Here is a 24,849-nt window from a genome sequence, read left to right on the forward strand (position 1 = left end):
CTGAACAGACACACATATTGTGAAAATTTTTGCGAGTTTATAAACGAGCACTAAATAGTGTCTGTCCATAAAGTACCATTTGCTGTGTTACACTCGCCGCCAAAATACTCATTTACGATAAGTAAACTCTGTATTTTCGAATTTTGCAGGCCTTGTAAATGAGACTTTATGAACAGACACATGATGAGTAGGAATCTTTTCCTACTTTATAGACAGGCACGAAACAGGGCTTGCTGAATAACACTTAAATAATTAGAGGCTGCTGACTTTTTCAGCAGCCTCTAATTATCTATAAATCTAATAGTCTAATGCTATTTATTGGTGTACGCTGTATTTTTTCTTTCCAACTCTGTTTTTGACACGAATCGCCAGATTGTACATAACAGGAACCATCACCAGTGTCAGGAAAGTGGCCGTGGTAAGTCCGAAAATTATGGTCCATGCCATAGGCCCCCAGAAATCAGCGTTGTCTCCACCAAAATAAATATTTGGCCTGAGCTCCTTAAACAACCCGAAAAAGTCGAAATTCATACCGGTTGCAAGCGGCAGCAAACCTAAAACGGTTGTTATCGCTGTAAGCAACACCGGCCTCAAACGTGTTTTCCCTGCCTTAATCACGCAATCTATTTCATCTTTGCGAGAAAGCCTTTCATTCTCTTTCAGTTCGAGCTCCATTTTTTTCTCTTTTCTCACAATATCGATATAGTCAATCAACACAATGCCATTGTTTACGACAATTCCGGCAAGAGAGACAATTCCGACTCCGGTCATCAGAATAACAAAGTCCATCCCGAAAGTACCAAGTCCCATAAATACCCCAATGGTACTCAGGACAACGGTCATGAGGATTATGGCGGGTTTCGCAGCGGAGTTAAACTGAGTTATCAGTATCATGGCAATCAGAGAAATGGCAATCAGAAGGGCTTTTATCAGAAAATCGGATGTTTCTTTCTGGTCTTCCTGTTCACCTGTCATTTCCCAACGATAGCCCAGGGGCATCTCAAACCCTGAAAGAAGTTTTCTGATTTCGGTATTTATCTGGTTTGCATTATATCCCTCAATCAGGTTCGATGACAGGGTAATCACCCGTGTATTATCTTTTCGTTTAATGTCTTCATAGGTCGATCCGTAAGCGTAATCTGCCACCGCAGAAACAGGTATATGGTAACTAACACCATCTTTTTCCACTTTAATCTTGAAATTCATCAACGAAGAAACATTATACCGGAAGCGATCGGCCAGACGCAGCATAATATCATACTCATCCTCACCGTCTTTATAGGTATCGACTTTATTTCCGTAAAGTGCAGTCCTCAGAGCTCCGGCAACCATTTGGGTAGTAAGCCCCATCCGTCGTACTTTGTCACGGTTGATGCTGATCTCCATCTGGGGTTTGTTCATGTTGATATCCATTTCCAGATTTTCGATCCCCTCAATGTAGCTGTTATCAATAGTTCTCTTAATCCGTGAAGCAACATCTACCAGCTCTTCAAATTCATCGCCTGAAACTTCAATATTTATTGGTTTACCAACCGGAGGGCCATTTTCTTCTTTCTCAACAAAAAATTTAGCCCCTGTAAAAGTTTTCAATGTATCGCTCAATTCTTTCATAATGCTGGAAGTGCTGATCCCGTCGCGATACTGATAGTCGACAAAGGTAATAGTTGTGAGCGCTTTATTCGGACTTCTGCTGGATTCGAAAAAGCCACCTTTCCCGTTACCGACATTCATCCCCACCGATTGAACGATGTGCTGATACGGTTCGAGCACGCCATCAATCATTGCCTCAGCCTCATAGGATATTTCATTGGTTTTTTCAATGTCGGTACCCAAAGGTAGTTCCATGGTAATAAAAACCGTCTTCGGTTCATTTTCGGGAAAGAAAACAACATAGGGATTTGTCATCCCGAAAAACACAACAGAAAAGAACAAAAGCACGATCATTCCGCCAAACAGCCATTTTGAAGTTTTCCGTCCCAAAGCTTTCTGCAAGGTCAGTTCATATAAATACTCCAGTTTGGGCAAAAGTTTGTGCTGAAAATGATATGCTCCGGGTTTAAGAACATAAATATTCAGGAGCGTCATCAACAAAGGTAAAACAAGCAGATTCCCCCAAAGAATGCTACCGGCCAGATAACTGATCAGACCCACAAAAGCCATACTCCCGCAAATCAGAAGAAGCCTCCGGTGATTGCCCCGCACATTCGCGGCCTTCTCGTGTTTCATAAATTGCAATGCAAACACCGGGTTGAGGATCAGTGCCACAAAGAGCGAAGAAGCCAGAACCACGATGAGCGTGATGGGCAGATATTGCATGAACTCTCCCATAATACCGGGCCAGAACAAAAGCGGGAAAAACGCTGCCAGTGTAGTGGACGTGGAGCTGATGATGGGCATGGCTATTTCACTCACCCCCTTCTGGACAGCTTTAAAGCGCGGATAACCTTCTTCAAAGTGCCGGTAAGTATTTTCCACGGCAACAATGGCATTATCCACGAGCATACCAAGTGCCATAAGCAATCCAAACAGGATCATGGTATTAATGGTATATCCCAGCTCTCCCAGAATCAAAAAAGAGATAAACATGGACATGGGAATGGCCAGTCCTGTAAACAAAGCATTGCGCAATCCCATGAACAGGTATAACACAACCATCACAAACAGCATACCCATGATGATGGAATTCTCCAGGTTGCTGATCTGATCGCGAATATAGACCGATTGGTCGTCGGTAATCGTTACTTTCAGGTCGGAAGGGAGCGATTGAGAGGCCTGCTTCCGGTCTATAATACTAAATATTTTATCTGTTGCATCCAGAAGGTTTTCACCGCTTTTCTTAACAATAGAAAGCGTAACAACCGGTTCTTTATTTAATCTGGAAATAGAAGAACGTTCTTCAAAACCATCAATGACGCGGGCAACATCTTTAAGGTAAACCACTTTGCCACCTTCGCTTTTTACAATCGTATTGCGAATTTCATCCATATTTTTGTAATCGGCCTCCGTACGCACCGACCTTCTGGTACCATCAACAATAACCTCTCCTGCGCCAATGGTTACATTCTCCGACATCAGAGCGTATTCAATATCGTTAAATTCCAAATCTGCATTTTCCAGTTTCCAGGGGTCGACATGGACTTTAATTTCGCGTTCATCAACTCCTTTTATGTCCGCCTCTCTTACCTCACGTAAAGACTCAAACTCTTCCTGAAGCTCCTCTGCATATTTCTTTAGTTCGTATATACTATAATCGCCCGACAGGTTTATATTAAGAACCGGAAATTCAGAAAAATCGATGTCCTCGGTAATCGGGTCGGTCTCCAGGTCTTCCGGCAATTCGCTTTTTGCTTTATCTACCTGATCCTTTGTGTCCTGGAGGGCTTTCTGAACTTCCACATCGGTCTCAAACTCCACTAAAATCAGACTCATATCCTGATAAGAGGCAGAAGAAAGACGTTTAACCCCGTTCAGGTCTTTCAATTCCTTTTCAATAGGGCGTGTAATAAGGTTCTCTATATCCAAAGGGCTGTTTCCCGGATATGGTGTAGAAACCATGATATAGGGAACCACAATTTCGGGAAACAATTCCCGCTGCATACTATTATAAGATATCAGGCCTGCAAAAAACAGGAATACAGTGAGAACAAATATTGTATTTTGGTTCTTAAGGGCCGCTACAGTAGGGCGAAACTTCCTTTCAACCACCTTTTGCTGATTTATTTCAGAATATTCTTGCATCTTCAATAGATCGTTAGATTTTTAGATATAAGTAATTTAGTCAATAGTTTTTAGTCAATAGTTTTTAGTCAATAGTCAATAGCAATGTTTTAGAGGTACTGACATATTCAAGAAGCTGACAAAAGTGCATAAATAACATGTTTTGAGCACTTTGTAGTTTTTGTTATATATAAGATGGTTTTTACAACCTTGATATACTACATTTAAAAAAAACAAACCTCTTTAGATGCAAACAATTGGTTTGCAGCGCATTGTAAAAGTTTAACTAATTGTTGATCGTATAATAAAATTTTCACAAAACATCCCCCGATAACAGATCGTTGGATTCATAGAGTTTCTTAGCGTTTAGATGACGGTATCTAAGTCTGAGACTCGACCCGGGATAAATCGGAACAAGTTGTGATGCGCCTTTCCATACTCGTTTCATTAGTATTCGTCTATCAACTCGTAAAAAAAATTTTACAATATGTGTGTCTGTTCAGAAAGTGCCCGTTGCAAGGCTTGCGAAGCCCCCAAAAACGCAGTTTACTTTTCGTAAATGAGTATTTTGGCGGCAAGCGTAACACAGCAAATGGTACTTTATGGACAGACACTCATTAGTATATAATTTACTTAAGTTATTGGCCTAATGGAACTCGCTCCGAGTAATCGGGACTCATTTCAGTTATTAATTTTCAAAGGTGTTCCGTCTGTTACCTGGGCATATCCGCTGGAAATAATCTTAACTCCCGGTGTTAACCCGCTTGAGACAACCGATTCATTATTGTCACGGATGCTCGTTTTTATATATCTCTTTTCAGCTACCGGATTATTATTATCCTCATCGTCGACAACGAAAATAAATTCACCTTTAAAATCTTTCTTAACAATAAGCGAAGGAACGACGAGCGCATCAGGCACCAGGGCAACACGCATTTTAAGTTCACCCAAAAGATTCGGCTGCAATGCCTTCCCGGGATTGGACAAGTTAACCCGAACCGAGAATGTCCTGCTGTCAGGGTCTATGACAGAAGAAGTACGGTAAACCGTAGCCACTTTTTGTGTTCCTGAAACCGGGAAATAAATCGAGACAGAATCGCCGGGATGAATTTTTCCAAGGTATTGCTCCGAAACATCTGCCGTTATGTATATATCTTCCAGGTTAACAATCCGTGCAAACGGAATGGCCGGACCTGCCATTTCTCCTTGTTTTTGAATAAGGTCATCAACAACCCCGTCAATTGGCGCTTTAATAACCGCCATCTCAAGTTGCGCTTCCAAACCCTGTAGTCGTTTTTCCAGAGCTTTCATGTTCGATTCGGCCTGCAAAAAATCAACCTCACTGCCAATGCTCTGTTCCCAAAGGTTTTTTCGCCGCTCATAAAGAGTACGAGCCATTTGCAGATTAACTTTGACTTCTTCGATAGATTGCTCTATGGATTCAGTATTCAACCTGCCAAGGATTTGTCCTTTTCGAACATTTTCTCCCTCTTTAATGAAGATATTCTGGATGACACCGGCAGTTTCGGGACTTACAATAATATTCCTGTCGGTTGATACATTTCCGGCAACTTCAATAAATTGTTCAAAACGTGTTGGTTGTAATTCAACAACATCAACATTTACCCGGTTAGCAACTTCTGTATTCCCCAGGTCAGCCTCCAACTCGGCAATTTTTGCTTTAAGCTCATTTAGTTGTTGGCGGTAGGCCTCCAGTTTTTCCTTTTTAATCTCCTGCTCATCAGCGGGAACATCTGCTCCGCAACCGGTCACTACAACAATCAGGGCAACCGGTAAAACCATAAATAACAAACGTCTCATAACCATCATCATTAGATATTCAGATACAATATTTTTCTTATTGACAATACTTCGTTAAATTTTTACAGATGTCTGGTAGTTAATTGTCTACACAAACAATGACGCAAATTACAACTCTCTCATAATAAAAACTTTGCGTCATTGCCTCTCTGCATTTAGGCCTTTTTTAACTGACTTATTGTATTGACAGACACGAATTAGTGCCAGTCTGTAAAGTAGGAAAAGTTTCCTGCTTATCATGTGTCTGTTCAGAAAGTGTCATTTACAAGGCTTGCGAAGTCCGAAAACACGGAGTTTACTCTTCGTAAATGAGTAATTTTCAGACGAGTGTAACACAGTAAATGGCACTTTATGGACAGACACGAATTATAATTTTCCGATGGCTCTCAGGTAATCAATTCTGGAATTCAGAACTCTCAAAATTGCATTCACGTAGTTTATCTGGGCCTGCACATATTGCCCCTGTTGCTGCGTAAGCTCAAAACTCCCTGCAATACCATTGGAAAACTTAACCCTCGTTTTTTCATAAATATCTTCTGCCAATTCCAGACTTTCTTTCGCAATGTCCAACTGGTCAATAGCACTATAATATTCGGTTAGTGTTGTCAGGCTTTCTGTTTTAATACTTCTGAGTGTTAGCTGCCGCTCATTCAAGCTTTTTTGCCATGACAGTTTTTGCCGTTGTGCCTGAGCATGGCGCATCCCTGAAGAAAAGACAGGCATGGAAACAGATATTCCTACAAACTGTGACTTATACCACTCTTCGTTAAAAATATTCCACTCATCGCCAAAGCCTGTTTTCTGATAAGTGTAAAAGGCATTGACCTTTGGCAGATATTGGGCACGAATATTTTTCAGTTGCAAGCGCTGACTCTCCGAATTCGTGTTGGCAATTTTATAATCGATGTGTTCGCGTGGGCTCCAGCTATCGTCCATATTGTCCGGATGAAATCTGTCAGAAAGTGCTTCCAGTTTATCAGTAAGTACCAAAGGCTGGTCTTCATCAAGCCCCATCGAAAAGCGTAAGACTGCAAGAGCAACTTCTTCGTTTCTTTTAACCTCCACAATTTGTTTCTCAGCCTCCCTCACCATCAGCCTGATTTGGGATACATCCAACGATTCCCGGAAACCATTCTCATACATTGCCTCGGTTTCGTTCAGCGTGGCGCGGTTAATTTCGAAATTTTCCTGAAAGGCAGCATGATTTTCCCTGGCCGACAACACAAGAAAATAAGCTTTTGCCACCGCGTCACGGATTTCTATTTCGGTTTTCTCATCCTGATGGCGGGTCAGGTCAAGAAAAACCTGAGTAGCTTCAAGGCCGACAAAATAAGACCCGTTAAAAATCATTTGAGTAGCCGAGAAGGAATAATTACCGTCGTAGGCAGTCGAGAAGGAAACCGGAACTTTATCGCCGGGACCGACCCCCGGGGGGCGCATATCTTCCGGAATAATTTCCGCCGGCAAAAGACTAACCGGCACATCAATAGAATGATTATACTGTGCCGAAAAATCAATTTGGGGCAAGCCGGAAGCTATAGTCTCCCATATCTCTTTGCGTGCCGACTTTATGTCATATTCCGAATTTATCTTCTGGTAGGCATGTTTCGAAGCATAGCTCATAGCCTCTTCCAATGAAAAAGAGAGCGTATCCTTGTTATCCTGGGCCAAAAGTCCTCTTCCAAACAAGAATGAAACGAAAATCAGTACTAAAAGTTTAAACCTTATCATTTTGCAATAATTGTTTTTTTAACCGATCATATTCTACCATTCCCTTTGTGGTACATATTCCACGAAAATGATAATCCAAAAGTCTATCCCTGAATTTATCGGACAAAAGCTCTTCTTCACTAAAAATCCCATAAACAGGATCGAAAGTATAGACATGACCTCCTGTCATTAACTTTGAAAGAAACCTAATATCAAGATCTTTCCGGTAAAGCCCTTCATTAATACCTTTTTGCAGGTTTTTCAGGTAGGCTTCGTACAGAACTTTCCGGCGAAGTTCTTTTAATCTGTTGAAAACATCGGGATAATATTTTCTCAGGTCGTAAGCAATGGCTGTATTTTGACGGCTCAGTTTTCTGAATAAATCGCGCCGGTGAACCAGAAACTCCTCAATTGCATTCATCTTCTCCTCCGGTTCTGACTCCAACTCATCCTGTATCTCCTGAGCCACATGGTCCATCACTTCTGCTACCAGATCACTCTTGTTATTAAAATTCTGATAAAGTGTTTTCTTAGAAACACTCAGCCCGGCGGCAAGATCATCCATTGTAACACTCCGTATCCCGTAAAGACTGAATAATTGAAGGCCCTTTTTAATTATCGATAATTTTTTCTCGTCCATGGTTCTGCAAAATTAACGGATATTACATGCGGAAACTAAAAATATATAAAAAGTTTCCTGAGTTTCCGGCGAATGAACGAAAATCATCGGCGAATGAACGCTGCCGGGCAACAGAAATTACTCATCAGTATAAAGTTTGTCTAAATTATTGGTCTGATGGAACTCACATGTAAGATTTATTCATATTCTTATTGTGGTAATCCTTGCCATGCTCGTTTCGTTTGTATAACACTTACTTTAGTCTCTAACTTCTAACATCCAGCCTACGGCTTCTGCCTTCTGCCTGTTAAACTAATAATCTATTATGGCAAACCTTGCCATCCTCGTTTCATCCTTTATAAAATTTATTGCCTAAAAAGGAATAATAAACATTTTCAATCGTTTGAATCACAAGACGGTTTGTTTATAATCTAAGTATTATCATGGTAAGACGGGCTGCCATAATATTAGTGCCTTTGTTTTTTTCTGTTTCTGTTCCTGTGGAAGCCCAGATTTGGCCCTTTAAAAAAAGGAGTCAGGCCGAAAAAGCAACCAGGGATCTGGAAGAAAGAAAAAGGGAAGCAGGAGAAGGAAATCTGTTCAACCCTTTTCAACCTTCTGGTTCTTCGGTGAGCGAATTACGCGACGATTACATCTGGTCGGCCAAAACAGCTGCAACTTCATATCACAAAGCAGGCAATGTAAGTATTACAACCCCGTCGCGCTACGGGCTTAAAGAAGGACTTGAATTATCAACATGGCTGGGCATTGATTACAGGGTACCGAACCTCTTTCTGAAAAATGAAATTTCGCGTGGTAAGTTATGGGTTTCCTCTCTTCATGGTGCCTATTCGTCATGGCCCGGCCTAAATAATGCCCAAGAAAATAACGGTAATTTTCTTGCCGATTCCGTTATGGATGTTCCTCTTATCCTATCGTTGAAGAACCAGTTAATACTCAGCCGGCCGTTTTTAAGCAGCCTGCAATGTAATCCGCACCAGCCTTATCTGATACTATCGGCAGCGCTGGCTTTTGATTATGGAATTCCTTTTGACAGCTATTCTGTTTATCTGAAGAAAGATCAGTTTAAGACTCCCAGAAGTATGTCTTACTTAGGAGAAGGATGGTTGGTAACACTTGCATTAAGGTGTGACTGGCAAATACAACCCTACTTATACGCACGTGGCGAAATAAGGATGTTCGGTGGCAATTTCCCGGGAGAAATCTCTGTTGAGCAACAATCATCGGCAGAATACTTCCCATTTTCAAACTTATCTGTCTCCGCAGGATACATAATTGGCATTGGAAGCATTGAAAGCCGGTCTCTGAACATACTCCCGTTTTTTGATATTTCATTCTATTTCGGGAAAAAACAGGGTCGTAAAAGGGGCCTTTTCAAACAACAGATGTTTTGAAAGCACTCCAAACTCACGATTTTTTCCTAAATTCGCAGCGTTTTTCTTTGGACTTTTGAGGTAACCTGTTGATTTATGTGGATTCGTATTGCCAGTTTTATTCTCCGAAACCGGCTCCCTATTCTGATTGTTCTGGCCCTTGCAACCGCGTTCATGGGGTTTCAGTCGCGCAAAATAGAGATGTCTTATGAATATGCTCCCCTTTTGCCGAAGAATGACCCGGCCAATCTGGAATACGAAAAGTTTGTTGAAGAATTTGGCAACGAGGGTAACTTAATTGTTCTTGGCGTGCAGGATTCTTTATTTTTTGATATTCTGCACTTTAAACAATGGCAAAAATTGTCGCAAGCATTGGAAAAGATTAACGGCATCACCTCGGTCTTTTCGGTCTCCGATGCATATAATCTCAAACGAAACCCGGAAGTAAAAAAGTTTGAAATTTCCCCGGTCTTTGAAGAAACGGACAACCAGCAACATCTCGATTCCTTATCACACACATTTTCGGATCTGCAATTTTATGAAAACCTTGTCTACAATCCGGAAACCGCTACTTTTCTAATGGCTCTCACCCTTGACAAGAAGGTGCTTGAAAGTCCGGAGAGAGTCCCACTGATCAGGAAAATAGAAGCCGAAGCAGAACAATATTCCTCACTTACAGAGAACAACATCCGCATATCCGGATTGCCCTACATCCGGGTTGAAACAGCCGAGATGATCAAGAGAGAGTTAAACATGTTCATCTGGCTGGCACTGGGCATTACTGCAATTATAATTTTTCTGTTCTTCAGGTCTTTTAAAGTGGTGTTATTCTCAATGCTTGTTGTGGGAATGGCCGTAATCTGGGCGCTTGGATTACAGGGAATAATGGGATATAAAGTAACCATCCTGACAGGGATGATCCCGCCTCTCATAATCGTGATCGGCATTCCCAACTCGGTTTTTCTGCTTAATAAGTTTCACCATGAATTTCGCAATCATGGCAATAAAATAAAATCATTACAGCGTGTCATCCAAAAAATCGGAAATGCCACATTCCTAACCAATCTCACCACCGCAAGTGGCTTTGCTACCTTTATTTTTACCAGCAGCAAGCTTCTTGTCGAGTTTGGTATCATGGCAGCCATTAATATTATAGTGGTCTTTGTGCTTTCAATTTTGCTGATCCCTTCAATTTTCAGCTTTTTACCCGACCCAAAAGAGCGACATGTACGACACCTGAAAAGCCGGTTTTTTCAGAAAATCATTAATCGCCTGGTTCATATCTCCCTCAACCACAAGAAAATAGTTTATGTCGGAACACTTGGATTGCTGATTTTTGGCGGGTTCGGCATCTCTCAAATGAAAACGACCGGTTATATGCTTGATGATATCCCGCACAATCATCGATTATATAAGGACCTGAATTTTTTTGAACATCATTTCAGTGGCCTGATGCCCCTCGAAATAATGATAGACAACAAAAAAAAATAAAGGCATCATGGCTCAGAAAAACCTGCAAAAAATGGAACGTTTCCAGGAAAAGATGAAAGCATTCCCGGAAATTTCTCAGGGTCTTTCTATGATACAACTGGTTAAATTTGCAAAACAGGCATTCTACAATGGTAATCCGGCATACTATTCACTTCCAAACGCCATGGAGCGAAATTTTATCATGTCGTATATCCCACGCGAGATGGGAAACGGTCCCGGAGTTATAACCTCATTTGTAGATTCGGCCCGTCAAAAAGCAAGAATCAGTTTTCGTATGGAAGATGTCGGGACAACCAAAATGCAGGTCCTGGATGCAAAAATCACATCGCTGGTCGATTCCATTTTCCCAAAGTCGGATTACAATACTTCAATAACAGGATCAAGCATTGTTTTCTTTAAAGGAACAGACTACCTGGTCCGCAATCTTTTCATCAGCCTTGGCCTGGCTGTGTTACTGATTGCATCTTTTATGGCCTGGATGTTCCGATCAAAAAAAATGGTAATTGTTTCACTGATCCCCAACCTGATCCCACTCATTACAACAGCCGCACTAATGGGGGTTTTTGACATCCCCATAAAACCCTCAACAATATTGGTATTTAGCATCGCTTTTGGTATTTCGGTTGATGATACCATTCATTTTCTTGCCAAATACCGGCAGGAACTCGATGCCACCAACTGGAGCATACGGGCCGCCACAGTTCTGGGATTGAAAGAAACCGGACGAAGTATGATCTATACTTCTATTATTCTTTTCTTTGGATTTGGTATATTTACGGTATCAAGTTTTGGCGGAACCGTCGCGTTGGGAGCACTGGTGGCTTTGACTTTACTGGTGGCGCTGTTCTCAAACCTGATATTGTTACCATCGTTGTTGCTCGGACTGGAAAGGCTCATTACCAACGAGACATTCAGAGAACCTTTGTTGACCATCTATAATGAGGATGAAGACATAGACATTGAAGAATTGAAAATAGGGAAAACTCCAGAAAGTAAGGAAAAAGAGCCGGACACCAAAAAAATAAAATGCGCATGTTGAGAATTGATGAATATCGCAGCATCATTGAAGATCAGCTTCAGATGATCGGCGGCATGAAACGTCCGGAAGGACTTTATGAACCGGTAAAATATATTCTTTCACTGGGAGGAAAACGACTAAGGCCTGTACTGTGTCTGGCTTCGGCCGGTCTCTTCGGGGATTATTCACCGGCCTTGATGCCGGCCCTCGGCCTTGAAGTGTTTCACAATTTTACACTCCTCCATGATGATATTATGGACCGCTCGGATGTACGACGCAATCATGCCACTGTACACAAAAAATGGGACGATAATACCGCAATCCTCTCCGGCGACCTCATGCTTATAAAATCTTATGAGTTTATCAGTAAAAGTCCGGTAGGAGTATTGCCCCAGGTTCTGGAAGTCTTCAACAAAACAGCCATCGAGGTATGTGAAGGTCAGCAGTTTGATATGGAGTTTGAAAAAACCACCGATGTCACCGAAGAGGGTTATCTGGACATGATTCGTCTGAAAACGGCTGTTTTGATCGGGGCAAGCATGAAAATCGGAGGCATCCTCGGCGGCGGAAGCCTTCGGGATTGCAGTCTCCTTTACAAATTCGGCCAGGACATTGGAATGGCCTTTCAGCTGCAGGATGACTGGCTGGATGTATTTGGCAATCAGGAAACCTTTGGGAAACAGATCGGAAGTGATATCCTGAACAATAAAAAAACGTTTCTTTTGATCTCAGCCCTTAACAGACTTGAAAAAGAACCAAGAAAGCAACTTTTGGACTGGTTGGAACGTAAAGAGTACAACGTGGACGAAAAAATTGCTGCCGTGACACAGCTCTATAACGAAGCAGGTGTTTCCGAAATTGTTACCAGGAAAAGAGATGATTTCTTTTTTCGTTCCCTGGAAAACTTTGAAAAAATAAATGGTGACCAGGAGATTAAGAAGGAAATAGAAAGCTTTGCCCATAAACTGATGGCACGGACAAGATAAAAGTTCGTTTTTTACTTCAATAGTCAGTTAAAAAAAGCCTAAACGCAGAGACGCAATGATGCAGAGTTTTAATTATGAGAAAGTTGCAGTTTGTGCGGTTGATTGTGTAAACAATTAATTATCAGATATCTTTAAAAGTTTAACGGAGTATTGTTACTTATGAGGATGGTATAAAGAGACGTATTTTAATCAAAATCAAAGTGTTTTAAATATCTGTTCCGGGGTTAACGCGTTGTTAAGGAGAATTCAAAAATTTAAAACAACAATGAATTTGGCAATAAAGATGCTTTTTAGACCGGACTCACTTATCTTGATTTAATTCGAAACAGAAAAAAATTTTATCATGGCTCAGTTAATAGGCACTATATCGCAGGTAATAGGCCCTGTCATTGATGTTAGTTTTGATCTTAAGAACGATCACCTTCCCAAAATAAACGAAGCCCTTGAAATACACAGGGAGGACAATAGCGTATTGATACTTGAGTGCGAACAACACATCGGGGAACATACCATCCGGTGCATTGCCATGGACTCAACTGACGGGCTAAAAAGAGGAATGGAAGTTATAGCAACCGGTAACCCCATCAGTATGCCCTCAGGAGAAAATGTAAAAGGCCGGCTGATGAATGTGGTTGGGCGCCCCATAGACGGACTTCCAGCTATTGAAACCAAAGAAAGGAGTCCCATTCATAAACCTGCACCCGAGTATGATTCACTATCAACTGAAACCGAGATTCTGTTTACCGGAATTAAAGTGATCGACCTCATTGAACCTTATGCCAAAGGAGGAAAAATCGGCTTATTTGGAGGTGCCGGTGTTGGTAAGACTGTCCTCATTCAGGAACTAATCAACAATATTGCCAAAGGATACAGCGGCTATTCTGTCTTCGGAGGCGTGGGAGAACGTACCCGGGAAGGGAACGACCTTCTAAGAGAAATGGTGGAGGCCGGAATCGTTAACTACGGCGATGAATTCAAAAAGAGCCTGGAGGCCGGCCATTGGGACCTGGAAAAGGTAGATGCCGAAGCTTTGAAAAATTCTCAGGTATCGATGGTCTTCGGACAGATGAATGAACCCCCCGGAGCTCGTGCCCGCGTAGCTCTTTCTGCCCTGACCATTGCCGAAACATTTCGCGACAGCGGCAAAAAAGAAGGCGGCGGAAGCGATGTATTGCTATTCATCGACAATATATTCCGGTTTACACAGGCCGGCTCAGAAGTCTCAGCACTCCTGGGCCGCATGCCATCGGCAGTAGGTTATCAGCCCACCTTATCATCAGAAATGGGCGCCCTTCAGGAAAGGATCACATCTACCAAGTCCGGCTCTATTACTTCCGTACAGGCAGTCTACGTGCCGGCCGACGACCTTACCGACCCGGCTCCGGCCACAACGTTTACTCACCTTGACGCTACTACCGTACTAAGCCGGAAAATTACCGAGTTAGGGATTTATCCCGCGGTAGACCCTCTGGATTCGACTTCACGTATCCTTTCTCCCGATATTGTTGGAGAAAACCATTATAAAACAGCCCAACGAGTCAAAGAAATTCTTCAGCGATACAAAGAATTGCAGGATATTATTGCCATCCTTGGCATGGAAGAACTGTCGGAAGAGGACAAACTTATTGTTTCGCGAGCAAGACGCGTACAGCGATTCCTCTCCCAACCTTTCCATGTGGCCGAACAATTTACAGGGATCAAAGGAGAACTCGTTTCCATCGAAGACACCATCAAGGGCTTTAACATGATCATGGACGGAGAAACCGACAAATACCCCGAGGCAGCATTCAACCTGGTGGGAACCATTGAGCAAGCCATCGAAAAAGGGGAAAAAATGTTGAAAGAATCCAAAACAAAAATAAATGGACGATCTCTATCTCGAAATAATTACGCCCGAAAAAATTCTTTTTGACGGCCCGGTCGGATTGGTTGAGGTCCCCGGTTCCATGGGACGATTTGTCTTACTACGCGATCATGCACCAATTATTTCAACGCTTACCAGGGGTAAAATCAGGGTTATCGGGAAAGACGGATACGAACACTATTTCGAGTGTAAAGAAGGTGTTCTTGAGTGCCACGATAATCATACCGTTGTTCTGATGAACGAACTGCCTGGTGAAAATAAAGCAGACCTGTAAATACCAATGAGTGTGGTATAAAAAGACATATTATTGTCAAAATCAAGGTGTTTTAAATTTTTGTACCGTAGTTAACCCGTTGTTAATGAGGATGCAAAAATTTAACACAACAAAGAGTTTGGCAACAAAGATACTTTTTAGACCGGGCTCAATCAAGTAAGACTTTCAACTTTGCAGAAAATAGTCCGGTCAGGTTTAGGGGCCCATCTTGACTTGTCGATTCGATTTTGATGACAGTTTTCCTGTTTTTTGTCCGCGGTTTCCCTATTTTTGTGTAATAAATAACCGGGAAGCAGTATTTCACGCAAAACATTTTACCCTGCTGCTATCCAAAAAACTGTTAATATGACATTTAGCGAACGCTGCAACAAGATTTTCAATGAAACCACGGAGCACTATCACGAGTTTGACAACGTGGATGCCACCCCAAAAAATCCTTACAACGAAGGCACTATCGAAAACCTGCTTTTCAAGAAAAACTGGATTGATGCTGTTCAATGGCACCTCGAGGACATCATTCGCGATCCGGAAATTCAACCCGAAGAAGCATTAAAGATCAAGCGGCGCATCGATAAATCCAATCAGGATCGTACCGACCTGGTCGAATCGATTGATGACTATTTCCTGGATAAATACAAAGATGTAAAAGTGGCTCCTGATGCTACCATAAACACCGAAAGTCCCGCCTGGGCCATCGACCGTCTTTCAATTCTCGCGCTAAAAATTTACCACATGCAGCAGGAAGTAAAACGCACCGATGCTTCTCCTGAACATCTCGAAAAATGTAATCTGAAACTTTCGGTACTGCTTCAGCAGAGAGAAGACCTCAGCACTGCTATTGACCAATTGATTGCCGATATTGACTCGGGACGAAAATACATGAAAACCTACAAGCAAATGAAGATGTACAACGATCCGGCCCTGAATCCAGTGCTGTATAAGAATAAAAAATAACCCTTAAAACCCTTTCCATGACAGGGGATGTGACTCATATAAAAAAAATCCTCGTTTTTCGTTTCAGTGCCCTGGGAGATGTGGCTATGACAATTCCGGTGCTTTGGTCGTTTTCGCAGCGCTATCCTGAATATGAAGTTTGGTTTGTTTCCCGCCCTTTTGCAAAGGATCTGGTGGCTCCGCTGCCAAACATCCACTTTTTACCGGTCGATTTAAAAGACAGGCACAAAGGACTTGCAGGCCTTTTCAGGCTTTATCGTGAGCTTAGGAAAAATGGCCCATGGGAAGCAGTTGTCGATTTGCACAGCGTTCTTCGTACGCACGTACTTACTACTCTGTTCAGGATTTCCGGCACCAGGGTTGCAAGGATTAAGAAGGGCCGTAAAGAAAAAAAAGCGCTGACACGAAAAAGTAATAAGATATTTAAACCGCTTCAATCAACGATTTCGCGGTACCAGACAACTTTCAAAAAAGCAGGATTACCTTTTGAAATGGTTCCTTTTCCCGGGAAAGAATTATTTGGAAACATGCAACCAAATGATCTTTTTGCGTCTAATAAAAAACCGGAAGCAGCTTCAGCTCTTTCCAGGAGGAATTCGAGCAGTTTTACCATCGGTGTTGCTCCCTTTGCCAAACATAATTGGAAAATGTGGCCTGAAGAAAGGATGTTGAAACTATTACGCATTTTAGATAAAGAAGACAACAGGATAATTTTGTTTGGCGGCAGAGGAGAAGAACAGGAAAAACTGGAAGAATGGGCAGCTAATTTAAAAAAAGCAAGTACATTTGCAGGTCAGTTGAGCATGAGGGAAGAGTTGCAACTAATGTCGCAGCTCAATGTGATGATATCCATGGACTCGGCCAATATGCACCTGGCCAGTCTGGCAGGAACCCGTGTCATCAGCATTTGGGGAGCTACACATCCTTATGCCGGTTTTTACGGATACGGACAATCGCCGGACGATGCTGTTCAGATTGATATTGAATGTCGTCCCTGTTCGGTTTTCGGGAATAAGCCTTGTCATAGAGGCGATTTTGCCTGTATGATGAACATAACTCCCGAAATGATACTCCATAAAATAAAAGCAAAATAAGAAAACAATAAAGCCCGGATGAATATTGTATTAATCAACTCAATAGGTAAAAACAAATGGGGTGGCGGTGAAAAGTGGATGATCATGGCCGCTTCCGGGCTGATGTCGGTTGGACACAATGTTGTGGTGGTTTGTCGAAAGAATTCGGTTCTTAGCAAAAGAGCAAAAGCAGAAAATCTTATTGTTGAGGAAATTGCGGCCAATTCCGACTTTGACCTGGTAGCCTGTTGGAAATTTTGCCGTTTTTTCAAGATATTTCAACCTGAAGCGGTTATCGGCTGCCAAAACAAAGACTGGCGCGTAGCTTCGGTTGCTTTAAAGGCAATTGGATCTACTGCTAAGGTTTATAGTCGCCAGGGACTGCAGTTGCTTAAGAACCATTGGTGGTACAAGTGGACTGTAAAGCTTTTTTGTGACGGAATTATCACCAATACACATACAATTAAAAAAGAATATGAATCATTTCTGCCTGTTGAAAGCGACTTTATTAAAGTAATTTTTAACGGAGTGGAGGAATTAAAAGAGGATGGCGATTCTTTTGATTTTTCTCCCTGGATTTCGTCCAATGTACCTGATCCGGTAATTGTTTTATCGACCGGACGACTGGCTCATCAGAAAGGCTTCAAATATCTCATTGAGGCGGCAGCATATGTAATTAGAGAAAATCCAAACGTATATTTCTTTCTGGCCGGCAAGGGTAAGCTTGAGAACTCACTGAAGCAACAGATAAAACGACTGGGTATTGATAAAAATTTTATATTACTGGGCTTCGTGGAGGATGTATCTTCTTTATTAAGGGGGGCTGATGTTTTTATAATGACATCTCTTTATGAAGGGATGCCCAACTCAGTTCTTGAAGCTATGGCTTATGGATTGCCCGTTATTTCTACAAAAGTTAATGGAGTTACAGAGCTCATAAATGATGGGGAAAACGGTTTTACAATTCAATCAGGAAAAGTTGATGAAGTCATTGAAAAGCTCAGTATTTTGGTTAAAGAGCAAGCCTTGAGGGAAACTTTCGGAAGCAAGGCGAGAAGGTTGGTGAACGATAACTTTTCTGTTAGAAGAATGGTTCTCAAATTGGATGAGGTTCTAAAATCAAATTAAATTTATAAGAAAAGTCGAATTATGCTTAAACTGACTTCTCTTAAGTCCATGATGCAAAAGAATAATAAGTTTTTTTATTATTCCGGAAATTTTATGAGGCAATTGTTACCGCGCAGGCTATTTCAAAACAAATTAAAGAAGAAACTTAAGCGTTTAAAGAAGTATTGGTCTGATGATGTTGTAAAGAGAGTCAATTACTATAATAAATTGACTCCTGATACTCCGATAGGGAAGACCTCTACCCAATTAAGGAATTTTAAATATGGAATAAAACCAAAAACTTATTTTTTCGATAGCTTTAAATTTTTCCGTTACTTTCCTGATAATCTTAGAATCTCTTTTCTTTTTGGCGACATTACCTATACTCCTCCCGAACCTTCTTTTGTAAAAAGCAGGCCTGTCGGTGACCGAAATTACAATTCGGTGGTTCTTAAACTAAATGAAATCCGTCACTTTTTATTTATCAAAGACAGCAAGGACTTCGACTCTAAAAAAAACAGCCTGGTCTGGAGAGGAAAGGTTTATCAACAGAAACGGGAAGAATTTCTCCGACGTTATTTTGACCACCCGATGTGTAATGTGGGGAAGGTAAATTCTGACAAGGGAGATATGAAATGGCTGTTACCACGGATGAGTATTCATGAACAATTGGAGTATAAGTTTATTCTTTGCCTCGAAGGGAATGATGTTGCTTCTAATCTAAAATGGGTTATGTCTTCAAATTCGATTGCCGTAATGCCCAGACCGCGTTTTGAAACATGGTTTATGGAAGGCACGCTCAGAGGTGGAGTTCATTATATTGAGATTAGGGAAGATTATTCTGACTTGGAAGAGAAACTGAAATACTATTTGGAAAATAAGGATGAAGCAAGAAGGATTATTGAAAATGCCCACTTGCACGTGGAACAGTTTAAAAATAAGAAACAAGAAGAGTTGATTTCTTTTTTGACAATACTTAAATATTTTAGGAATACCGGTCAGAAAATAGGTGACTTGGACTCGCAAATTGCAAATAATCAGGCTTCGGCAGATAATTCCGACTTATTATGAATATAGGCTACGATGCAAAGAGAATTTTCCACAATCGTACCGGATTGGGAAACTACAGCAGAGATATTACACGTATTATGAGTAAGTTTTATCCTGAGAATACTTATTATTTATATAATCCCAAGCCTTCAGAAAACAACTTGTTTGTCCCAAATGAAACCAATGTACACGAGGTAACCCCCAGAAAACCTTTTAGCCGGATATTTTATAATCTATGGCGACAGTATGGAGTAGGAAAGGAACTTCTGAGAGATAAAATTGATTTGTTTCACGGACTTTCGGGAGAGATTCCTGTACAAAGAAAAGAGAAGAAAATTCCCGTTTTGGTTACAGTTCATGACCTTATTTTTTTGAGGTATCCGCGGTTTTATTCTTTCTTTGACAGAAATATTCATAAAATAAAGCATCAACATGCCTGTCGCAATGCAGATGTTATTGTTGCTGTAAGTGAACAGACTAAAAGAGATGTGGTTCAGTTTTTTGGGGTGCCTGCACAAAAGGTGAAAGTTATTTATCAGGGTTGTCAGGATGTTTTTAAGCATACCTATTCAATGGAAGAAATTGAAAAGGTCAGAATTAAAGCAGGTTTGCCGGAGAAGTATATTCTGAATGTGGGAACTATTGAAGAAAGGAAAAATATCCTGAATGGAGTAAAAGCAATAAAGGATATTGACATTCATTTGGCTATTGTCGGGGGCGAAACTCCATATGCGCAGACTGTTAGAAGTTATATTTCAAAAAACAAGATGGAAGGTAAGGTTTCCTTCTTAAAAGGAATCTCTAACAAGGAACTTGCGATGCTTTATCAGGGGGCTTCTTTGTTTATATATCCCTCATTCTTTGAGGGTTTTGGGATTCCCATAATAGAAGCTCTTTACTCAGGAACTCCGGTTATCACTTCAACAGGCGGATGTTTCAGTGAGGCTGGTGGGCCGGAAAGTATTTATGTAAACCCCGGAAATGTTGAAGAATTGAAACACGCGATTGAAACCTCAATTAATGATAACGGGTTTAAAAACAGAATCGGAAACAAAACTTCTAACCATTTGAAGAAATTTTCTGATGAATTTATTGCTCAACAGTATATGCAGCTTTATCGAAGTTTGATTTAGCCTGGTTTATCGACCTTTTGCACCTTGATTCATAAAATATATATTAATGAGATATCACAATACAATAAATATATTTTATGTGAAAGTTATTGAAGGGAGAAAAGAATGACCTTTTATTTCGCAGATATCTGGACATTTGAATAAACTGTCTATGATAAATCGGGATTGTTCTTTTGCTTAAATTTCTTATTTATAATTCATTACCTCTTTTATTATGCAATTTTTGACGATTCATATTAATTTTTCAAAAACCTGGCGGGGAGGTGAACGGCAGGTTGTATTACTGTTTCATGAGCTCAAAAAACTGGGCATTTGCCAAAAACTTATTTGCAGAAAAAACAGCGCATTACATTATTATTTTAGGGAGCATGGATACGCCTATGTTGCTTTTTCACCTTTATCATCTTTTTTTATTGCACCACTCTACATTGTTTACCTTCGTTTTAAAAAACCCGTAATAGTTCATTGCCATGAATCTAAAGCTCAAACAATTGCCGTTATCGCAAAATTATTATCATTAAAAGAGATAAAAATTGTTCTCCATCGACGGGTTCTGTTTCCCATTAAAAAGAAAATAACAACCCCCGTTAAATTCAGCAGAAAATTAATTAACAAAATGATTTGCATTTCTCATGTTGTAGAAAAAGCTGTACAAGAGAGTATTGATTTTCCTTCAACAGTCGTTATCCCTTCATGCGTTTCTTTTAATAGCATTGAGAAAACCAATTTAAATATTAGAAAAAAATATAATATTTCTCCTGAAAAAAAATTGTAACATACATTGCAGCTCTTACTTACGAGAAAGATCACTTCACTTTTTTTTAAAGCAGCTTCTGAAATTCATAAAAGTAATCCAGATGTTCATTTTCTCGTGGTTGGAGATGGGCCTCTAAGACCAGGTATAGAAAGGGAGGTATCCAGATTGAAAATCGAAGACTTTGTAACTTTTACAAACTTTATTGACCAACCTGAAAGGATTATTCCTCAGGTGGATGTTTTATTATTCACAAGCCGATTTGAAGGGTTGGGCTCCACAATTCTTGATTTTTTTGTTTACAAAAAACCTGTGGTATCCACACGCAACGGAGGTGCTGAGGAAATAATTCAGCACGGAGAGACAGGCCTATTAAGTAAAATCGGGGATTTCAAGGATTTGGCAGGAAACGTGGTTAAACTTTTGAATGATCCTGTGTTGACCAAGAAAATAACTGAACAGGCTTATAAATATGTTTTAAAATATCATTCTCCTTCCGAACTAGCTATTAAAACTTTAGAGGTTTATAAATCTTTAGAATTTAACTCGTAAGTTTTAAAGTATTTCAAATAAATGCCGAATGCTGAATTCCTGGCAAGCAAAAATCCTGTACACCCGTCCAGAAAGCCTAATTGCAAAACAAACATTTTAAAAAATTTGAAGTGTCCTTTTAATATGGCCATAAAAGGGCTGCATTTTTCCCCTTTTTCAAGGGCTTCCTCTGCGCCCAAAGTGGTGTATCGGGTCATTTTTTCAATGTGGCTCGATACTGTGGGAAAAGAGTAATGCAGAAGCAATGCACTGATGGTTCAGGTTTGGCTGTTTAACTCAACAAATTCATGGATGTCGCGATCGTTAAACCCACCCGCATTTTTATTGTAGAGGCGCAGTGGATAATCTTTTTGCCATCCGCAATATTTGACGGGCTTATTCAGATAAAAGGTTCGTCGTTTATTCTGTAACCTGCCTGTATTTTTGGTGATTCAAGTATCCTAACAATTTGTTCTTTTAAGTCAGAAGTACAAACTTCATCGGAGTCTATCGAAAATATCAATTCATTCGAAGCATGTTGCTCTGCCAGTTGTTTGGTTTTTCCAAATCTCAGCCATGATGTTTCAATAATTTTGCATTGATACATTCTGCAAATTTCCACCGTATTATCCGTTGAGCCCGAATCTATAATGATGATTTCATCTGTCCAGGAAACAGATTTTAAGCATCTTTCAATAATGGTAGTTGATATTTTTGGCATAAATTACGGATTTGTACAAAAATAGTATTTACAATTGTTTTGAGAAGCTATCTTTTAAAAAAAGCTAAAGTTAAATTAAATTATTAGTTTTAATTATTTGAATATTTTAACGCTTGATACACGATTCTTTTGGATAAAAGGGAGTTAATACGCATAAGACCGGTTAGCCAGCAACAAATTTTGAAGCCTCCAGAAAAATTCTCTCAAATATACTAATTTTGCAGGTTCACAATTAAATAATAACGCTTTCAATGATGAAGCAGTTTTTCCATACATTCCTGCGGGTTTACCTGTTCTGGTTGCTTTTTTTTGCATTCTTCAGAGCACTATTTATCGTTGTAAATTACAGCTTTTCCAATGATACCCCAGTGGGTACAATATTGGCATCTTTCGGGCCGGGATTGCGCATGGACCTCTCCTTTTCGGGATACCTGATGTTACTCATCATTGTTATTCAACTGGTCGCTCTGCCAATAGGAAAACGTTTCTGTGCAAATTGCATTCGCTGGCAGCATTATATTCTTATTCCTCTGTTTGCAGCGCTCCTGATGGGCGACATCAACCTGTTCCGTTACTGGGGCGGCCATCTTAATAAGGAAGCCATGTCATTCCTTAAAACACCGGACGTCATTATTGACTCCCTTCATTGGCTGGAAGTAGTTTTGTTCTTCATTATTTGGGCGGTCATTTCAGTTTTGTTGATCTTTCTTTTTAACCGGTTTGTGTTTCGGGCTCCATTTAATGAAAGTTTTAACAGGAGGAAGATGATCATCAACTGGGGAATTACTCTTCTTCTGGGTGCCTTGTTGATTGTCCCCATCCGTGGAAGCTTCAGTGTTGCGCCCATCAACACAGGCGTCGCTTACTTCTCCAACCATCTGTTTGCCAACAATGCTGCTGTTAATCCCTTGTGGAATCTTGCATATTCACTGAAGCGAAGTGCTATTGAAGATAACCGGTACCATTTCATTAAGGATGAGAAAGCCAGTGATATGTTCGACGAAATGATGCATCAATCGGGGCGTTTCCCAAAAATCCTGAACAGCGAAAAACCGAATATTGTGGTCATCCTTCTTGAAAGCTTCTCTGCACAGGCTATAGGAGCAATGGGAGGAGAAGATGTAACGCCAAACCTTAATAAGCTGATGGAAGAAGGCATTTTCTTCTCGAATACCTATTCAACCAGTTTCCGTTCCGATTACGGTATGGTAGGCGTTCTTACAGGTTATCCGGGTATTCCGGGCTATTCGGTTATGCAATACCCCGATAAATCGAGGCACCTGAATTTCATCCCCAAAAAATTAAAAGATGCAGGTTATAAAGATTTCAATTTCTTGTATGGTGGCGATATGACCTTTAAAAACATGAAGTCGCTTATAACACTTGCCGGTTTTGATGATGTGGTGGATATTGATGACTTTCCAAAGGAAAATCAGGGGGAGAAATGGGGCGTTCACGATGAATACACTTTTGACCGGTTTATTACCATAATACGGAATTCGGAAAGTCCTTCCTTCAATTTTTTCTTCACCCTTAGCAGTCACGAACCCTTCGATGTGCCGATGGAACGTGTTAATGACGACGATTATTACAATTCGGTTTATTATACCGACAGGTGCTTAGGTAAATTTTTTGAAGAAATGAAAACAACGGGCATCTGGAACAACACGCTTTTTATACTTGTAGCCGATCACGGGGTGGTAGGCCCCGAAAAACTGGGTTATACAAAATCGCGTCGTTATCATATTCCCATGGTATGGACAGGTGGTCCTTTGACGGTTAAAGATACCATCGTCAGCAATTATGCGTCACAAATCGATCTGGCCTCAACACTTCTAAATCAGTTGCATATTGATGCCTCCGGTTTTAAGTTCAGTAAAAACATTCTTGATAATGAAGTCAACGGTTTCTCATTTCTTCATTTTCCTGACGGCTTTGGCTATATTGATGAAAAAATTTACCAGATGTACGACAAAGCCAATCTGAAACCGCTGGAGATGAAAGGGGCAGAAACGCGTGAAGACAGCCTGAAAGCCAAAGTTTTTATGCAAATGGTGGCAAAGGATTTTAAAGAGAGGTTGAGCAATAACAGAGCATTAGATTATTAGACCATTAGATATTAGATTATTAGATATTAGATATTAGATCATGATTGTGCGGCTAAAAAAAGGGTATAGCAAGGATTGTGAAAATATTATTGAGTGCGGTATAAAAAGCATATTTTTGTCAAAATCAAGGCGTTTTAAATTTTTGTACCGGAGTTAACTCGTTGTTAATGAGGATGCAAAAATTTAAAACAAGACAGAGTTTGGCAACAAAGATGCTTTTTAGACCAGGCTCATATAGTATAAAGGATATATCAGGGCTAACGCCCCTGAATTGTCTCACACCCAAATTATGCTATGAAGAGATCAGGGCTACGCCCCTGATTTTTATTGACAAAAGTATATTTGATCGCAGCTTAAAAATTTTTATAAAAGAAAATACACAAACAAATGAAAGGGGTATTGGCCCACCCTTGATATTAACCAAAGGGGCGTAGCCCTAATATCTTCGTAATAGAAACGGATGAATAAACCATAGGGGCGTTAGTTCTGATATCTTCGTAAAAAAATGTATAAAATAAACCAAA

19 protein-coding genes are annotated in these 24,849 nt (G+C 40.5%); 14 read left to right on the forward strand and 5 right to left on the reverse strand.

What is annotated here, in order from left to right:
* Positions 1–315: 315 nt before the first annotated feature.
* The 4 genes from OQ5_RS0104040 to OQ5_RS0104055 all read right to left on the reverse strand — a co-directional run bounded on the left by OQ5_RS0104040 (position 316) and on the right by OQ5_RS0104055 (position 7,888).
* Positions 316–3,738, reverse strand: coding sequence for an efflux RND transporter permease subunit (locus OQ5_RS0104040; protein WP_016776266.1), 3,423 nt, complete (start codon positions 3,736–3,738; stop codon positions 316–318).
* 660 nt (positions 3,739–4,398) lie between these two features.
* A complete protein-coding gene (locus OQ5_RS0104045; RefSeq protein WP_255297383.1) occupies positions 4,399–5,538 on the reverse strand; it encodes an efflux RND transporter periplasmic adaptor subunit in 1,140 nt (379 codons plus the stop codon).
* Between the two features lie 366 nt (positions 5,539–5,904).
* Positions 5,905–7,269, reverse strand: coding sequence for a TolC family protein (locus tag OQ5_RS0104050; RefSeq protein ID WP_016776268.1), 1,365 nt, complete (start codon positions 7,267–7,269; stop codon positions 5,905–5,907).
* Complete coding sequence (locus OQ5_RS0104055) at positions 7,256–7,888, reverse strand: TetR/AcrR family transcriptional regulator (RefSeq protein WP_016776269.1); 633 nt, start codon at positions 7,886–7,888, stop codon at positions 7,256–7,258. The genes OQ5_RS0104050 and OQ5_RS0104055 overlap by 14 nt, the downstream gene beginning before the upstream one ends.
* A gap of 422 nt (positions 7,889–8,310) precedes the next feature.
* Here OQ5_RS0104055 and OQ5_RS0104060 point away from each other — a divergent pair, with 422 nt between their 5' ends.
* The 13 genes from OQ5_RS0104060 to OQ5_RS0104115 all read left to right on the forward strand — a co-directional run bounded on the left by OQ5_RS0104060 (position 8,311) and on the right by OQ5_RS0104115 (position 21,517).
* The gene (locus tag OQ5_RS0104060; protein WP_016776270.1) at positions 8,311–9,282 is read left to right on the forward strand and encodes a hypothetical protein; all 972 of its coding nucleotides are present in this window, start codon (positions 8,311–8,313) and stop codon (positions 9,280–9,282) included.
* A gap of 75 nt (positions 9,283–9,357) precedes the next feature.
* Complete coding sequence (locus tag OQ5_RS24245) at positions 9,358–10,752, forward strand: efflux RND transporter permease subunit (protein ID WP_255297384.1); 1,395 nt, start codon at positions 9,358–9,360, stop codon at positions 10,750–10,752.
* Positions 10,753–10,759: 7 nt separating this feature from the next.
* Positions 10,760–11,791 (forward strand): efflux RND transporter permease subunit, encoded by a 1,032-nt coding sequence (locus tag OQ5_RS24250; protein WP_255297385.1) that lies wholly within the window; start codon positions 10,760–10,762, stop codon positions 11,789–11,791.
* The gene (locus OQ5_RS0104070) at positions 11,785–12,756 is read left to right on the forward strand and encodes a polyprenyl synthetase family protein (protein WP_016776271.1); all 972 of its coding nucleotides are present in this window, start codon (positions 11,785–11,787) and stop codon (positions 12,754–12,756) included. Before OQ5_RS24250 ends, OQ5_RS0104070 begins: the two co-directional genes overlap by 7 nt.
* Before the next feature lie 343 nt (positions 12,757–13,099).
* On the forward strand, positions 13,100–14,668 hold the full coding sequence (gene atpD / locus OQ5_RS20265) for a F0F1 ATP synthase subunit beta (protein ID WP_016776272.1): 1,569 nt from the start codon (positions 13,100–13,102) through the stop codon (positions 14,666–14,668).
* Entirely contained in the window at positions 14,619–14,894 is a 276-nt protein-coding gene (locus OQ5_RS0104080; RefSeq protein ID WP_016776273.1) for a FoF1 ATP synthase subunit delta/epsilon, read from the forward strand. The genes atpD and OQ5_RS0104080 overlap by 50 nt, the downstream gene beginning before the upstream one ends.
* Before the next feature lie 345 nt (positions 14,895–15,239).
* Positions 15,240–15,848 (forward strand): DUF4254 domain-containing protein, encoded by a 609-nt coding sequence (locus tag OQ5_RS0104085; RefSeq protein WP_016776274.1) that lies wholly within the window; start codon positions 15,240–15,242, stop codon positions 15,846–15,848.
* A 17-nt stretch (positions 15,849–15,865) separates the two neighbouring features.
* Positions 15,866–16,942 carry a glycosyltransferase family 9 protein gene (locus OQ5_RS0104090; protein ID WP_016776275.1) on the forward strand — a complete coding sequence of 359 codons (1,077 nt, stop codon included), beginning with the start codon at positions 15,866–15,868 and terminating at the stop codon, positions 16,940–16,942.
* A gap of 18 nt (positions 16,943–16,960) precedes the next feature.
* Positions 16,961–18,049 carry a glycosyltransferase gene (locus tag OQ5_RS0104095; protein WP_016776276.1) on the forward strand — a complete coding sequence of 363 codons (1,089 nt, stop codon included), beginning with the start codon at positions 16,961–16,963 and terminating at the stop codon, positions 18,047–18,049.
* A gap of 21 nt (positions 18,050–18,070) precedes the next feature.
* Complete coding sequence (locus OQ5_RS20270) at positions 18,071–19,099, forward strand: glycosyltransferase (RefSeq protein ID WP_016776277.1); 1,029 nt, start codon at positions 18,071–18,073, stop codon at positions 19,097–19,099.
* Positions 19,096–20,211, forward strand: a complete 1,116-nt coding sequence (locus OQ5_RS0104105; RefSeq protein WP_016776278.1) for a glycosyltransferase family 4 protein — start codon at positions 19,096–19,098, stop codon at positions 20,209–20,211. Before OQ5_RS20270 ends, OQ5_RS0104105 begins: the two co-directional genes overlap by 4 nt.
* 214 nt (positions 20,212–20,425) lie before the next feature.
* A complete protein-coding gene (locus tag OQ5_RS0104110; protein WP_016776279.1) occupies positions 20,426–20,986 on the forward strand; it encodes a glycosyltransferase in 561 nt (186 codons plus the stop codon).
* 6 nt (positions 20,987–20,992) lie between these two features.
* On the forward strand, positions 20,993–21,517 hold the full coding sequence (locus tag OQ5_RS0104115; RefSeq protein ID WP_016776280.1) for a glycosyltransferase family 4 protein: 525 nt from the start codon (positions 20,993–20,995) through the stop codon (positions 21,515–21,517).
* A gap of 379 nt (positions 21,518–21,896) precedes the next feature.
* Here the strand turns inward: OQ5_RS0104115 and OQ5_RS0104125 are convergent, their stop codons facing one another.
* Positions 21,897–22,217, reverse strand: coding sequence for a glycosyltransferase (locus tag OQ5_RS0104125; protein WP_016776282.1), 321 nt, complete (start codon positions 22,215–22,217; stop codon positions 21,897–21,899).
* Positions 22,218–22,468: 251 nt separating this feature from the next.
* Between OQ5_RS0104125 and OQ5_RS0104130 the strand changes: the two genes are divergently transcribed.
* Complete coding sequence (locus OQ5_RS0104130) at positions 22,469–24,325, forward strand: LTA synthase family protein (protein ID WP_016776283.1); 1,857 nt, start codon at positions 22,469–22,471, stop codon at positions 24,323–24,325.
* Positions 24,326–24,849: the final 524 nt, after the last annotated feature.

Origin of the sequence: Anaerophaga thermohalophila str. Valhall (assembly GCF_000250735.1) — a bacterium.
GTDB lineage: Bacteria > Bacteroidota > Bacteroidia > Bacteroidales > Marinilabiliaceae > Anaerophaga > Anaerophaga thermohalophila_A.

What these genes read in the sequence shown, in the direction of transcription:
- OQ5_RS0104040 (WP_016776266.1), bottom strand. Translation starts at nt 3,738, where the DNA reads ATGCAAGAATATTCTGAAATAAATCAGCAAAAGGTGGTTGAAAGGAAG.
- OQ5_RS0104045 (WP_255297383.1), bottom strand. Translation starts at nt 5,538, where the DNA reads ATGAGACGTTTGTTATTTATGGTTTTACCGGTTGCCCTGATTGTTGTA.
- OQ5_RS0104050 (WP_016776268.1), bottom strand. Translation starts at nt 7,269, where the DNA reads ATGATAAGGTTTAAACTTTTAGTACTGATTTTCGTTTCATTCTTGTTT.
- OQ5_RS0104055 (WP_016776269.1), bottom strand. Translation starts at nt 7,888, where the DNA reads ATGGACGAGAAAAAATTATCGATAATTAAAAAGGGCCTTCAATTATTC.
- OQ5_RS0104060 (WP_016776270.1), top strand. Translation starts at nt 8,311, where the DNA reads ATGGTAAGACGGGCTGCCATAATATTAGTGCCTTTGTTTTTTTCTGTT.
- OQ5_RS24245 (WP_255297384.1), top strand. Translation starts at nt 9,358, where the DNA reads ATGTGGATTCGTATTGCCAGTTTTATTCTCCGAAACCGGCTCCCTATT.
- OQ5_RS24250 (WP_255297385.1), top strand. Translation starts at nt 10,760, where the DNA reads ATGGCTCAGAAAAACCTGCAAAAAATGGAACGTTTCCAGGAAAAGATG.
- OQ5_RS0104070 (WP_016776271.1), top strand. Translation starts at nt 11,785, where the DNA reads ATGTTGAGAATTGATGAATATCGCAGCATCATTGAAGATCAGCTTCAG.
- atpD (WP_016776272.1), top strand. Translation starts at nt 13,100, where the DNA reads ATGGCTCAGTTAATAGGCACTATATCGCAGGTAATAGGCCCTGTCATT.
- OQ5_RS0104080 (WP_016776273.1), top strand. Translation starts at nt 14,619, where the DNA reads ATGGACGATCTCTATCTCGAAATAATTACGCCCGAAAAAATTCTTTTT.
- OQ5_RS0104085 (WP_016776274.1), top strand. Translation starts at nt 15,240, where the DNA reads ATGACATTTAGCGAACGCTGCAACAAGATTTTCAATGAAACCACGGAG.
- OQ5_RS0104090 (WP_016776275.1), top strand. Translation starts at nt 15,866, where the DNA reads ATGACAGGGGATGTGACTCATATAAAAAAAATCCTCGTTTTTCGTTTC.
- OQ5_RS0104095 (WP_016776276.1), top strand. Translation starts at nt 16,961, where the DNA reads ATGAATATTGTATTAATCAACTCAATAGGTAAAAACAAATGGGGTGGC.
- OQ5_RS20270 (WP_016776277.1), top strand. Translation starts at nt 18,071, where the DNA reads ATGCTTAAACTGACTTCTCTTAAGTCCATGATGCAAAAGAATAATAAG.
- OQ5_RS0104105 (WP_016776278.1), top strand. Translation starts at nt 19,096, where the DNA reads ATGAATATAGGCTACGATGCAAAGAGAATTTTCCACAATCGTACCGGA.
- OQ5_RS0104110 (WP_016776279.1), top strand. Translation starts at nt 20,426, where the DNA reads ATGCAATTTTTGACGATTCATATTAATTTTTCAAAAACCTGGCGGGGA.
- OQ5_RS0104125 (WP_016776282.1), bottom strand. Translation starts at nt 22,217, where the DNA reads ATGCCAAAAATATCAACTACCATTATTGAAAGATGCTTAAAATCTGTT.
- OQ5_RS0104130 (WP_016776283.1), top strand. Translation starts at nt 22,469, where the DNA reads ATGATGAAGCAGTTTTTCCATACATTCCTGCGGGTTTACCTGTTCTGG.